The following is a 14074-nucleotide window of genomic DNA, read 5'->3' on the forward strand; positions in this document are numbered from 1 at the left end:
AAATACTTATTATATTTGATATGGTATTAATTCTCTCTAATCATGCCTAAGAACAGTATACATTTTAATATTTCAGAGCGGAAGATATTATTGAGGGTTTTTGATATCGTAGTAGTTCTGGCATTGCTCTATATTGTTGGTAATTCATTCGAATTTGATTATTTCTCTATAACTAAGGGACACTGGAAATGGATACTTATCTTAGTAGTATATATATCAGTATTTGGTTCGGTGTTTGAACTGTACGATTTGCAAATATCCAGTAAACTTGAAAAAGTATGGGTCAATATATTATTAACAACTTCAGTAACGGTCTTGTTTTATTTGTTAACCCCTTTTTTAACACCTGTTTTGCCTGAAAATCGATTACAAATATTGTACTTTTTTCTATCAATATTTGGGGCTTTATTTATTTGGCGTTTTGCTTATATAAATTTTGTAACCTCTCCAAGATTTTATAAAAAAGCATTATTAGTTGGTGAAACATCAAATATAACTACCATTTTAAAAACTTTTAATGATGCTGATCCCAACTATAAAATCATAGGTTTTATTAATTGTGAAATTGAAAAGAGTGAAAAAGTTAAATTTAAAGGATTACTGGAATACCATCCAAAGCAGATTTATCAAGTTATAAGAGAAGAAAATATTTCTGAAGTTGTAGTAGCTAGTTATAATTCAGAAAATATAACACCTGAAATTTATACAGATTTAATTACACTTTTAGAAGGAGGGTTACCTGTAAAGGAATATACTCAAGTCTATGAAGAATTAACACAACGTATACCAGTGCAATTCGTAGGAAAGGATTTTTACAAATACTTTCCCTTTAGTCGTAGTAATCATAATAAAATGTATCTGTTTTTTCATCGTTTTTTTGATATTTTGATAGCACTAATAGGTATTATAATAGGAGTGTTATTTATACCTTTAGTAGCGTTAGGAAATTTAATTGCTAATCGTGGTCCATTATTTTATACTCAGGAACGCATCGGTAAAAATGGAAATCTGTTTAGTATTATTAAATATAGAACTATGGTTACTGATGCAGAAAAGAATGGAGCTGTATGGGCTAAGAAAAATGATGCAAGAATAACACCTTTTGGGAAATTCATGCGAAATACCAGAATTGATGAAATCCCTCAATTTATCAATGTTTTAAAAGGTGATATGAGTTTAATTGGACCTAGGCCAGAGCGTCCACATTTTGTTAGAGAACTATCTCAAATTTTGCCATTTTATGAAACTCGTCATATTGTAAAACCTGGATTAACAGGTTGGGCACAAGTAAGGACCAGATACGGGTCTTCTGTGGATGATAGCTTGTTAAAACTTCAGTACGACCTGTTTTATATTAAACACAGGAGTTTTGTATTAGACATAAATATTTTGATCAAAACATTAAGCACAGTAATTTATTTTAGGGGGCAATAGTATTGTGAACTTTTAAATATTTTATCAAATAAATGTATCTAATAGAAATAGCGATTAACAAAGGAATTAAACCTATAGCAAATATTTGAACCCCAGTAATCCAATGGAAAGCCATAAGACAAAGTAATATCAATTGAAATTTTAAATATTTAGCAAACCAATTACTCATATTTCTTTTAAAAAGTTGAAAAAGCAAAATAAAATTTAATGGATTAGCCCATAAAAGATTATAATTATTATGCGTGGTTTGATGATCTGTAGCAAACCATAATAATAAAATAAAAACACCTGCTAGACCAGTTAGAGCGAAAATGATAATATCTAGTATTTTTGTGCGTTTATTATTTTTATTGTCTTTGTAAGTAATAAAAGCTATAAGCAATCCCAATAATCCAAAAATAAATAAAGGACTTAGTAGAAAGTTTGAAGTTGTATTTTGATTTGTTTCTTGGAATAGTATTTTACTTTCTTTAACCAAAGAGGTCTCATCATCAGTTTTAGTTGCTTTTTCAAAAAAAGTATATATGTTTTTAGGTAAAAACATGTGTTCTTCTGGAGTAGCTTTTCTATCAACAACTGCACCTAATGCAATATCAATCCCGAGACTTCCCCAAGAATTTCGATTTAAATTTTCTTGAATTAATGTTCGGAAAGTTGCTTCTTCATAATTTTTAGGGATATTATATTTGATTGTATTGTTAGACGCAACATTAACTACGTCTTTAATTCTTGTAGCACAATTATCAAACAAAAAATCATATAAGTACCTTCTGTTTTCAGGTTTGTAATTTTCAATAAGATAACTAAAAAGCTTTTGTTTTTCAGTGTAAGTTAAATTTAAAGTTTGTTGTTTAATACCTCTATCTGCACCTGTGTAGGCTCTGTAGAAATCATTAAATCGATTTAATCCAATCAAATAATTAAGTTTTCCTTGAGCAAACTTTAATATGAAATTTGGAGCCTCAAAATCGTAAACCCCATAATTAAATACTAAATCCAAATGATTTGTGTCATCTTGAATTCTAAAAGCACTATGCCCAAATGCGTCATTTAAAGAAGCGCCAGGGGCAATAGTGAGTACACTAATTTCAGCATTTTCAGAAAGCTCTTGAGCTGGGAGAATAAAGTAACAGAAACAAAAAAATAATATGAAATAGTGTCGCATTATCTAAAGATACTAAAATCAAGCTTTAAAGAAAATACATTTGAGTAAAGAGCAATACTTTGATCTCCAATATCAGTAAATGCATAATCTATTTGAACACCATTGTATTTAAAACCTACACCAAAACTAGGTTGAAAGCTTAGTTGTTCTCTATTATCAATTTGTAATTCGTTTTGAAAATTACCAACACCACCACGAAGATAAACCATATCAATATATCCAAATTCAAAACCTAAAGCAGGATTTATACTAGCAAATGATGATGAAAAAATATCATTATTTTCTTCAAAACGAACATTCAAATTTGCTGAAGCCAAAAGGGTATAGTCGTAATTAAATGTCATCAGTTTAGAGACGCCTATTTGTAGTTTAGGGATAGTGATTTCAGTAGTCTCGGGTAATTCTTGATTTTGTCCTTCTACAGCATCTCTTATTGTGGCAAATTGAGCCTCATCAATAGCCCAAGCATTAAATGTAGTAGTAATATCTCTTGCCATTACTCCAAATTTCCAATTATTTTTTGTTTCGAATTGGATACCAGCATCTAAACCAAATCCCCAAGACGAGGCAAAATCACCAATAATTCTGCGAATAACCTTTGCATTTACACCATAGTTTAAACCTTGTATAGGCAATTTTCTTGCGTAAGAAAATGTAAGACCATAATCTGCAGTAGAGAATAGGCTAATCCTATCATAGTTAATATTACCTTGTTCATCAATAAGCTGTGTTGTGTTTAAAATATCATCTACTGCAAAGCGAATTAATGAAATACCAATAGCACTTCTATTATCTAAAGGCATAGCGAAACCAGCATAATCATAGTTAGCAATATTTGCAAAATAACTTGAATGCATTAACGCTAACTGATTATCTTCAATATTTACCAAACCTGCCGGATTCCAATAGCCAGAGTTTACGTCAGAAGAATGTGCTGTAACAGCGCTACTCATACCTAAAGCAGCAGCATCAACACCAATATTCATAAACTCATTAGAGTACTTTCTAACAGTTTGACTAGAAATAGTTACGGTTATTAAGCTAAATATTACAGTAATGTATTTTCTCAATCGCAATTTTTTTACAAAGATGCACATTATACCAGTTTTATCATAAAATATGCTTGTGAAAAGGTATATTTAGATGCTTTCTTATAACGTTTGAGTCTGTTATTTGTTGTGTAATTTATGTAAATGTTAGTAGATATTGTGTAATCTTTTCGAGGAACAATATTAGTTTGTTATTTTTACCGAAATATTTCTTTTTATGAAGCAATACATTCCTAATGCACTCACACTTTTAAATTTATTGTGCGGTAGTATTGCTGTTCTTTTTGTTGTGAATGATAATTTTGTTGCCGGTGCATTATTTGTATTCCTTGGTATATTTTTTGATTTTTTTGATGGCTTTGCTGCAAGAAAATTTAATGTACAAAGTGAGTTGGGTTTACAGCTTGATTCATTGGCAGATGTTGTAACAAGTGGTTTGGTGCCGGGTGTTGTAATGTATAAGTTATTAGAATTGTCAGATGGTACAATACTTCAGTCAATTAAAAGTTCTCAAGAGTGGACTGAAACGATGTACTGGGTAGGAGGGAAAATTGACTTTTTTCCACTTTTAGGTTTAGCGATTACACTGGCATCAGCTTACCGACTTGCTAAATTTAACATTGATACAGAACAACAAAACTATTTTAAGGGCTTACCTACGCCAGCAAATGCGCTTTTGATTATATCATTACCATTAATCTTAGAATTTCAAGATAACGATACTATAAATGATATTATTTTAAACAAATGGTTTTTAATGGGTATAACAGTTTTTAGCTGTTGGATTTTGAATTCTAAGATTAAACTATTTGCCTTAAAATTTAAGAATTTTAGTTTTAAAGATAATGCTACGCGATATATCTTTATCATTTTATGTATGGTGTTGCTTATTGTACTTCAATTTGCCGCATTGCCGATAATTATTTTGCTATACATTGCAATGTCGGTTCTAGACGGTTTAACTTCAAAATAATTTTAAATAGAAAATGGCATCAGGTTTTTTTGCGTTGTTAGATGATATAGCAGTTTTAATGGATGATGTAGTGGCAATGAGTAAAATTTCCACGAAGAAAACTGCAGGTATTTTAGGTGATGATTTAGCAGTAAATGCTGAAAAAGCTACTGGTTTTGTGTCTTCTAGAGAATTGCCTGTGCTTTGGGCTATTACAAAAGGGTCTGCACTAAATAAACTAATTATATTACCTATTGCTTTTCTTTTAAGTGCATTTGCTCCTTTAGCTATTATTGTAGCTTTGGTTTTGGGTGGTATGTATTTGGCATACGAAGGTGTAGAAAAAATATATGAGTTCTTTTTTCATAGAAATCATCATGCTGAACATAGAGTTTATACTAATAAACCTTTAACAGAGGAAGAGAAAAAGGAAGCTGAAAAAAAGAAAATAAAATCAGCGATATTTACAGACTTTATACTCTCTGTAGAAATAGTAATAATTGCTTTGGGTACAGTACTGGGTAAGCCTATTCTATTTCAAATATTAGTTGTATCCATAGTATGTGTGATTGCCACTGTAGGCGTTTATGGTATAGTAGCTTTAATTGTGAGAATGGATGATTTTGGTTATAAGTTAATAAAAATGAGTTCTGATGAAAAAGGTGTTTTAGTAGCTGTAGGCAATTTTTTAGTAAGAGCATTACCATTAGTTATTAAAAGCTTAGCTGTAATTGGTACTATAGCACTTATTTTGGTAGCAGGAGGCATTTTTGTACACAATATAGAGGTAATACATCACTTTACTGATAGCATTAATATGCCAGATATTGTAAAGGAGTTTATTGTTGGGTTCTTAGCAGGTACAGCAGTGGTTATATTGGTAAAAATCTTCAAATTTCTATTTAAAAAATCTTCACAAGAGAAGAAATAATAGCACTAATAGTTCAGTGTTTCTAAACATACATTTTAGTGTTATTTAACAGTTTTTCTACGAATTGTTAAAGCCAAATATTAAAATTTAACACTAGGTACTGATTATTTACATCAAATGCTCGATTTGTCACAGTATTTTTTTTGAATCACTATTATCTTTGTAAAAAAAAGAAAGTAATTATGAGAAGAATATGGTTTATTTTATTTTTTGGAGGTTTGATATTAAACTGCTCAACCTCTAATGATAATGGAGAGGTTACAAAAATAGACCCTGAACCTAAAGAAGAAGAGGTTGTTGGTGTAATTAGAGATATTTCTCCATCTGCATTGGTAGCTGATATGGGACCTGGTTGGAATTTTGGAAATTCTTTTGACGTCCGAGATAATGATAAAACAGCTTGGGGGAATCCTTTACCAACTACAACTGTTGTTGATGCTGTTTTTAACAGAGGGTTTAGAACTATAAGAGTTCCTGTAACTTGGGGTTACAATATGGCAGATGCTCCTACTTATGAAATTGAGGAAAATTATTTTAGTAGGGTAACTACTATTGTAGATTACGCTTTAAATAAAGGCATGTATGTTATTATTAATGTACACCATGACGATAAATGGATTATACCTACATTTGATAATGCTTCAGCAACAAATACACAACTAGATAGAGTTTGGACGCAAATAGCAAATAGCTTTAAGAATTACAGCGATTATTTAATTTTTGAACTTTTGAATGAGCCAAGGCATAAAGATACGCCTGAGCAATGGACTGGAGGTACAGAAGAGGGTAGAGAAGTGTTGAATGATTTTTATAAAACTATTGTAGATGCTATTAGAAGAACTGGTGGCAATAATGCTAAACGAAAATTAATGATAGCACCTTATGCAGCTTCAGTAGTACAAAAAACATGGGATGATTTGGTAATTCCTAATAACGACCCTGATGTAATTATTTCTATACACGCTTATGTTCCTTTTAGATTTGCACTTGATGCAAGTGATCCAGATTGGGGAAGCGATACGGATAAAGCTGATATTGATGCTTTAATGAATAGAATAGATAATAATTTTATGTCTAAAGGATTTCCTGTTGTTATGGGAGAGTGGGGAAGTATTGGTTTGTTAGCAGAAGCTTCAGAACGCTTAAAGCATGCGGAATATTTTGTTAATGCATGTATAGAAAAAGGTATTGTACCTGTAGTTTGGGATGACGGTGGTGACTTTGGTTTATTAGATAGAAGAAATTTTGTTTGGGATTTTCCAACTCTAGCTGATGCAGCAGCTAATAAGAATTAAACCTTATAATAGAATAAGAGAACTTTTATTTTTAGAGATTAGTTATTATAATAAATGACTAGTCTCTAATTTTCTTTTTACGTAACTCAAAATTCTGTCCCAAGTATACTTTACGTACCATTTCATCATTAGCTAATTCTTCTGGCTCTCCAGCTTTAAGGATGCTACCTTCAAACATTAAATAAGTTCTATCGGTTATAGCTAGTGTTTCCTGTACATTATGGTCTGTAATTAAGATGCCTATGTTTTTCTTGGTAAGTTGGGCTACAATACGTTGAATATCTTCAACGGCAACTGGGTCTACTCCAGCGAAAGGCTCATCTAGCAGAATAAAATTGGGATCTGTTGCCAAAGCACGAGCTATTTCTGTACGACGACGCTCGCCACCTGATAATAAATCGCCTCGGTTTTTACGAATATGTCCTAAACCAAATTCTTCGATTAAAGATTCCATTTTCATACGTTGCTCTTTCTTACTCAACTTTGTAAGTTGTAGAACGCTTAAAATGTTGTCTTCTATACTTAATTTTCTAAATACGGAAGCTTCTTGCGCTAAATATCCAATACCGTTTTGCGCACGTTTATACATAGGAAATTTAGTTATTTCTGTATTATCTAAGTATATATGACCGCCATTTGGTTTTATTAAGCCTACAATCATATAAAAAGATGTTGTTTTTCCTGCTCCATTGGGACCTAGGAGCCCTACAATTTCGCCTTGGTTTACTTCTAAAGAAACATCTTTTACTACTTTTCGTCCGCTATAGGACTTCATTAAATTTTCGGCTCGTAGAATCATAGGTGCAATTACGGAAATTTTAATTAATTGTGGAAATTGTTGTGGGGGTATAACGTTTTGTTAACTGTTTTGTTGCTTTTTATAAGAACTAGACTTTTGTTAATTTGTATATAACTTTTATTTAAGCTTTTTGTTTGCGGATAGGTGCGTTAGGGATTGAGCGGCATGTTTGAAATCCCCGACGTAGGAGGGATTGAGAAGTGAAAGCCCGACCCTTTACGTGTAACGCCACAATGATATTACCCATTTGCTTTTGCTTTTTTACGTTGATTTTTTACAACAACTTTAGAAATATAGATACTTATTTGATAAAGAATTAGAATAGGAATGGCAACAATAACTTGACTTGCGATATCTGGAGGTGTTATAATTGCTGCTAAAATTAGTACTACTACTAAAGCATATTTTCTATAGGTCTTTAAAATTTCAGGGGTTACAATGCCAACTTTTGTTAGGAAATATATGATAATTGGTAGTTCGAATATTAATCCTGATGCTAATACGGAGGCACGAATGAGACCTATGTAGCTATTTAAATCAAAATCGTTATGTACTTTATCTGTAACGGAGTATGTGCCTAAAAAGTTTATGGATAGTGGACAAATAATATAGTAACCAAACAGTACACCTATAAAGAATAATAATGATGAAATGATGATAAAACCTTTGGAGTGCTTACGTTCGTTATCATGCATGGCAGGACTTATAAACTTCCAAAGCTCATAAATAACATATGGAAAAGCGATAATGAAACCAAATGTTATAGAGGTCCAGATATGGGCAGAAAACTGACCAGCCATGGTTCTACTTTGTACTTCAAAATTGAAATTAGTATTACAAAAGCTATCAAAACCTAAGAGTTGAGATGTTTTACAAAGCAAATCGTAGGTAAGAAAGTCTGACTTAGATGGTCCAAAAATTAAAGTATCAAAAATGAAACTTTTTAAAAGAAAGGCAACTGTAGCTGCTATCATTACAGCTATTACACATCGTATTAAGTGCCATCGTAACTCTTCAAGATGATCTAAAAAAGACATCTCATTTACATCTTTCTTTGCCATTATATAATTCCTTCTTTTACGAGATCATGTAAATGAATAACGCCCTCATATTTCCCGTTGTCTTCAACTAGTAATTGTGTAATACCAAAGTCTTCCATAATTTCTTTGGCGTCAATAGCCATAGCATCAGAAGAAATACGTTTAGGATTTTTACTCATAATATCTTTAGCGGTTAGGGTAGCAAAATTATCAGTTTTACTTAGCATTCTACGCAAATCACCATCAGTAATTACACCTACAATAGTATTGTTTTCAACTACAGCAGTAACACCTAGCAGTTTCTCTGAAATTTCTACAATCACATCCTTAATACTAGCATCAGTATTTACTTTTGGTTTTTGATTTACTGATGAAATATCATTAACCCTTAAGTATAGTTTTTTACCTAATGCTCCTCCGGGGTGGTATTTAGCAAAATCATTACTTGAAAATCCGCGTTTTTCGAGTAAACATACTGCAAGTGCATCTCCTGTAACAAGTTGGGCTGTTGTACTTGTTGTTGGAGCTAGATTGTTAGGACAAGCCTCTTTTTCAACATAAGTATTTAAAACAAAATCAGCTTGTTGTCCTAGAAAAGATGCTTTGTTGCCAGTAATAGCTATCATTTTATTATTAGCACTTTTTATAAGAGGTACTAAAACTTTAATTTCTGGTGTATTTCCACTTTTTGAGATGCAAATTACTACATCATCTTTTAAAATTAATCCTAAATCGCCATGAATAGCATCTGCAGCATGCATAAAAATTGCTGGTGTACCTGTGGAATTTAAGGTAGCCACAATTTTACTGGCTATTATAGCACTTTTACCAATACCAGTAATAACAACACGTCCTTTAGAGTTAAAAATGAGGTCTACTGCATCAGCAAAATTATCATCTATTAAAGTAGATAAATTTAAAATGGCCTTGGCTTCCATTTCAATAGTCTGTTTTGCTATATAGATACTACCTTTTTTACTATTCAAAATATTTAAGTTTTATAGTAATTGGACTCAATTAAAGATTTTATTATCTTTATCAATAGCCAATTTAAAATTTTATTGTAAATTCAAATTTCGTTTGCAAAATTAACGAAAAAAAGAATGAGGGCTCTCCATATCAATTGCTAAATTAATGGTCTATAGCTACAACGTATTATATTAATTAGTTAATAAATTTTAAAAATTTTATGTCTATTGCAAAAGCTGATTTGCACGGTGCATTAAAGAAGTATTTCGGATTCAATAAATTTAAAGGACTTCAAGAGGACGTCATAAAGAGTATTTTAGGTGGTAATCATACATTTGTGATTATGCCAACTGGAGGTGGGAAGTCATTGTGCTATCAATTACCTGCTTTAATGGAAGAGGGTACTGCAATTGTAGTTTCTCCTCTTATTGCACTTATGAAAAATCAAGTAGATGCCATAAGAGGTGTCTCTAATGAAGACGGGATTGCTCATGTTTTAAATTCATCTCTTAATAAAACTGAGGTAAAGCGTGTAAAAGAAGATATTATAAATGGTGTAACAAAATTACTTTATGTAGCACCAGAATCATTAACTAAAGAAGAGAATGTAGATTTTTTACGCTCGGTAAAAATCTCTTTTATGGCCATTGATGAAGCACACTGTATTAGTGAATGGGGGCATGACTTTAGGCCCGAATATCGTAACCTAAGGCATATTATAGGGAGAATTGGCGATAATATTCCAATTATAGGTCTAACAGCTACGGCAACTCCAAAAGTTCAAGAAGATATTATTAAAAACCTAGGTATTTCTGGGGCTACAACCTTTAAAGCATCATTTAATAGACCCAATTTATTTTATGAGGTACGTCCCAAGACCAAAAATGTTGATGTAGACATTATTCGATTTATAAAACAGAATGAAGGAAAATCAGGCATTGTATATTGTTTAAGTAGAAAGCGTGTTGAGGAATTAGCACAAGTTTTACAAGTAAATGGTATTAAAGCGGTGCCTTATCATGCAGGTTTAGATGCCAAAACAAGATCGAGTCATCAAGATATGTTTCTTATGGAAGATGTAGATGTTGTGGTGGCTACTATAGCTTTTGGGATGGGTATTGATAAACCTGATGTGCGTTTTGTAATACATCATGATATTCCTAAAAGTATAGAAAGTTATTATCAAGAAACTGGTCGTGCTGGAAGAGATGGAGGAGAAGGCCACTGTTTGGCATATTATGCTTATAAAGACATAGAAAAGTTGGAAAAATTTATGTCTGGAAAACCTGTGGCTGAACAAGAAATAGGGCATGCCTTATTACAAGAAGTAGTAGCTTTTGCTGAAACATCAATTTCTAGACGTAAATTTATTTTACACTATTTCGGGGAAGCGTTTGATAATGCTACTGGAGAAGGTGGAGATATGGACGATAATGTGCGTAACCCCAAAAAACAAACAGAGGCAAAGGATAATGCTAAAATTCTTCTAGATATAGTAAAAGGCACTAACTCTAAATACAAATCTAAAGACCTTGTAAATGTTATCGTGGGTAAAGAAAATGCGCTGATAAATTCCCATAAAACAAATGAACAACCATTTTTTGGAAGCGGAAAGCATGAAAACTCTAAATATTGGATGGCCTTGTTAAGGCAGCTTCTTGTGGCAGGATATTTAAAGAAGAATATTGAAAGTTACGGTGTAATTGAGTTGAGTCAAAAAGGAGAGGATTTCATAAACAAACCAGCTTCTTTTATGATGACTGAAGATCATGTTTTTGATGAAAATCAAGACGATTCAGGAATCATAACTAATGCCAAAGGCAGTGGAGGCGCTACAGACGAAACCTTAATGGCAATGTTAAAAGATTTGCGTAAAAAGAATGCTAAAAAGTTGGGTGTACCACCTTTTGTAATTTTTCAAGATCCTTCTTTAGAGGATATGGCTTTAAAATATCCTATAAACCTAACAGAATTAAGTAACGTACACGGTGTAGGAGATGGTAAAGCCAAAAAATATGGTAAAGATTTTGTAGCGTTAATAGCCAATTACGTTAACGAGAATGATATTACTAGGCCTGAAGACTTAGTAGTAAAATCCACAGGCAGCAATTCTGCCAATAAATTATACATCATTCAAAATGTAGATAGAAAGTTACCGCTTGATGATATAGCCTCATCTAAAGGTATGGAAATGCCTGATTTTATAAGGGAGATGGAAGCTATCGTATACTCTGGTACCAAGCTAAATATAGATTATTGGATAGATGAAATTTTAGATGAAGATCAGCAAGAAGAAATTCACGATTACTTCATGGAATCAGATACCGATAGTATAGAGGATGCTATGGAGGAATTTGATGGCGATTATGATGATGAGGAACTGCGCTTATATCGTATCAAATTTATTAGTGAGGTGGCTAATTAGTTTAAATAAACTATTTTATTCTAGATAAATAATTTTCATCAGGAGGTATTTGTTTAATTACCTTTAATATTTTTGTATGAGTTCTGGTTATTAATGTTATCTGATCCCTTTTTGCTGTTTCTCAATTTGTTTTCGTTTAGCTTCTGACACTTGCCCAGTTTCAGCATAAATCTTTAATTCTTCCAATACAATGTTTACTTGTTTTTTCATTTGTTTGGTAATTAATCTTCTCAAGAAGAATCCTGCAAACCTTTTCATATGCATGGTTACGTTCATTTCAATTTTTGATTGGCGCGTACTCACTTCAATGATTTTCCAATGATTACTTGAAAATGTAATAAAACTAGGAGCACCATCAGTCAAGTTATATGCTAACTCCTTGTTCTTATCACTAAACATAATAAGTTTTTCTACTACTTTGCCGCCTTTGCCAATATTTGTTTCACAAGTTCGGGAAGAACACGTTGCTCCTTCAATTTGTGGTTTACCAGTGCCATAAGAGCGTTTTAAAGTAGATGTCCATTCTGCTGTTTTATCAAATTCTCTGCAAATTGCCCAGAGTGAATCTGCAGACACATTAATAACTTCACTAGTCAAAGTTTCTTTAACTATTTTATTCTTTTTCTCTTGTGCCATACCTTTAAGGTGTACTATTAGTAATCCTAATAATATCAATAGTTTTACTTTCATCTCTCTTTTGCTTTTTGTGATGAAAAAGTATTTTTTCTTCTTTAAAATGCTTCGTCTCCGGACGTTTTATGTCTGCAGTTACTCGCCAAAAAAGAAACGGAATTATTCTAATGACTGATTGTTAGCTTACTGTTTTACGCTTTCAAATACTTTTCTCCATTCAGAAGCATCGTATATTAAATGTGATTCTTTAATTTTTCCATTCTCTACTCTAAACCATTCATTTGCAGTTGTATTTTCTAAACCTTTAATGGCAGACATGAACGTATAATTAGCAGCTACCCAATTACCACTTACCGCTATTTTGTTAATTTTTAGTCCGGTAAGAACCTTTGCCACATTTTTAGCTTCTTCAATAAATTCTATTTTAGAATAAAGCGCATCTGTAGGACTAGTAAACTGGTAATCATCTGCTAATAAACTAAGTGATTCTGTAATTTTAGAAGTGTCGTCAAACCCATTTAAAAACGTAGTAATAATATTCTCATTAGCCATAATAGTTTGTTTCTCTTGTGCATGTGTGATAATTGAAAGTATAAAGATTCCAATTACAAATACGTGTTTTATTAATCTCATTTTTTTAATTTATTATGAGACAAATTTCAAGATTTAGATGAAACTAAATCTTGGTAAAAACCAAGATTATTAAATGACAATTCTGTTCATTAACTTACTAAAGTTAGTTTGATCAATTCGAAGATATGCAGCAATGTCTTTTTGAGGAATAGAATTAATTAAGTGGGAACTTCTTCCCATGAATTTTTTAAATCGTGTTTCTACATTATAAGCCATTAGCTCATTATGTCTTTCTATCATCCCTATTAAGATGTTTTCTGTTGCTTTTCTAAACAATGTTTCAAGAGGACGATATTTTTGAATTAATTGCTCATGCTTTCTTTTTGGTAAACGCAATAATTGGCTGTCCGTAATTGTTTCAACGTAAAACCTCGATGGGGTTTGGGTTAAAAAAGAATCCATAGCTCCACTAAAGGATGGGGCATAAGAGAAAAACAAAATATGCTCTTTACCTTCATTAAAAAAATATGCTTTTTGTACACCTGTTTTTACAAAATAAAGATATGGTTCAATCTTTTCAGGCTCAGAGAATATTGTTTTTTTGGGAATAGAATATTCCAACCAGTTTGAAGCATATTCGTCCAGAATATCGTCATCAACTTTAAATATTTGTGATAGAAAATTTTTCAATTTTACTTTTGTAAATACTGTTACAAATTTGTGTATGAAAGATAGGATTTAAAAAGATACTAATTAAATAAGCAAATACCTTTTTATTTAATATTTGTTAGCTAGTTTTATACACGGCT

13 protein-coding genes are annotated in these 14074 nt (G+C 31.8%); 5 read left to right on the forward strand and 8 right to left on the reverse strand.

Annotated features, from left to right (window positions below; all coding sequences use genetic code 11):
• Positions 1-42: 42 nt before the first annotated feature.
• Positions 43-1434: a sugar transferase gene (locus EYD46_RS00235; RefSeq protein ID WP_130935049.1), complete on the forward strand. Its 1392-nt coding sequence runs from the start codon at positions 43-45 to the stop codon at positions 1432-1434.
• On the opposite strand, the gene EYD46_RS00240 is transcribed toward EYD46_RS00235, so the two are convergent.
• Positions 1421-2599, reverse strand: coding sequence for a lipoprotein N-acyltransferase Lnb domain-containing protein (locus tag EYD46_RS00240; protein ID WP_130935050.1), 1179 nt, complete (start codon positions 2597-2599; stop codon positions 1421-1423). The genes EYD46_RS00235 and EYD46_RS00240 overlap by 14 nt on opposite strands.
• Entirely contained in the window at positions 2599-3669 is a 1071-nt protein-coding gene (locus EYD46_RS00245; RefSeq protein ID WP_455429235.1) for a putative type IX sorting system protein PorV2, read from the reverse strand. Before EYD46_RS00245 ends, EYD46_RS00240 begins: the two co-directional genes overlap by 1 nt.
• Before the next feature lie 196 nt (positions 3670-3865).
• On the opposite strand from EYD46_RS00245, the gene EYD46_RS00250 reads away from it, so the two are divergent.
• From EYD46_RS00250 to EYD46_RS00260, 3 genes are all read left to right on the forward strand, one after another.
• Positions 3866-4621, forward strand: a complete 756-nt coding sequence (locus EYD46_RS00250) for a CDP-alcohol phosphatidyltransferase family protein (RefSeq protein ID WP_130935052.1) — start codon at positions 3866-3868, stop codon at positions 4619-4621.
• Between the two features lie 13 nt (positions 4622-4634).
• Positions 4635-5531, forward strand: coding sequence for a DUF808 domain-containing protein (locus EYD46_RS00255; protein ID WP_130935053.1), 897 nt, complete (start codon positions 4635-4637; stop codon positions 5529-5531).
• A 182-nt stretch (positions 5532-5713) separates the two neighbouring features.
• Positions 5714-6826, forward strand: coding sequence for a glycoside hydrolase family 5 protein (locus EYD46_RS00260; RefSeq protein ID WP_130935054.1), 1113 nt, complete (start codon positions 5714-5716; stop codon positions 6824-6826).
• 58 nt (positions 6827-6884) lie between these two features.
• On the opposite strand, the gene lptB is transcribed toward EYD46_RS00260, so the two are convergent.
• The 3 genes from lptB to EYD46_RS00275 all read right to left on the reverse strand — a co-directional run bounded on the left by lptB (position 6885) and on the right by EYD46_RS00275 (position 9603).
• Entirely contained in the window at positions 6885-7625 is a 741-nt protein-coding gene (gene lptB / locus EYD46_RS00265) for an LPS export ABC transporter ATP-binding protein (RefSeq protein WP_130935055.1), read from the reverse strand.
• Positions 7626-7864: 239 nt separating this feature from the next.
• Positions 7865-8686: a twin-arginine translocase subunit TatC gene (tatC, locus tag EYD46_RS00270; protein WP_130935056.1), complete on the reverse strand. Its 822-nt coding sequence runs from the start codon at positions 8684-8686 to the stop codon at positions 7865-7867.
• On the reverse strand, positions 8686-9603 hold the full coding sequence (locus tag EYD46_RS00275; RefSeq protein ID WP_130935641.1) for a KpsF/GutQ family sugar-phosphate isomerase: 918 nt from the start codon (positions 9601-9603) through the stop codon (positions 8686-8688). Before EYD46_RS00275 ends, tatC begins: the two co-directional genes overlap by 1 nt.
• Positions 9604-9854: 251 nt before the next feature.
• Between EYD46_RS00275 and EYD46_RS00280 the strand changes: the two genes are divergently transcribed.
• Complete coding sequence (locus EYD46_RS00280) at positions 9855-12059, forward strand: ATP-dependent DNA helicase RecQ (RefSeq protein WP_130935057.1); 2205 nt, start codon at positions 9855-9857, stop codon at positions 12057-12059.
• 96 nt (positions 12060-12155) lie between these two features.
• Here EYD46_RS00280 and EYD46_RS00285 read toward each other — a convergent pair whose 3' ends face one another.
• The 3 genes from EYD46_RS00285 to EYD46_RS00295 form a co-directional block, all read right to left on the reverse strand.
• The gene (locus EYD46_RS00285) at positions 12156-12749 is read right to left on the reverse strand and encodes an SRPBCC family protein (RefSeq protein ID WP_130935058.1); all 594 of its coding nucleotides are present in this window, start codon (positions 12747-12749) and stop codon (positions 12156-12158) included.
• Positions 12750-12875: 126 nt separating this feature from the next.
• Positions 12876-13325, reverse strand: a complete 450-nt coding sequence (locus EYD46_RS00290) for a nuclear transport factor 2 family protein (RefSeq protein ID WP_130935059.1) — start codon at positions 13323-13325, stop codon at positions 12876-12878.
• Positions 13326-13394: 69 nt separating this feature from the next.
• Complete coding sequence (locus EYD46_RS00295; protein WP_130935060.1) at positions 13395-13955, reverse strand: Crp/Fnr family transcriptional regulator; 561 nt, start codon at positions 13953-13955, stop codon at positions 13395-13397.
• Positions 13956-14074 lie beyond the last annotated feature (119 nt).

Source organism: Hyunsoonleella pacifica (assembly GCF_004310335.1).
Lineage (GTDB): Bacteria > Bacteroidota > Bacteroidia > Flavobacteriales > Flavobacteriaceae > Jejuia > Jejuia pacifica.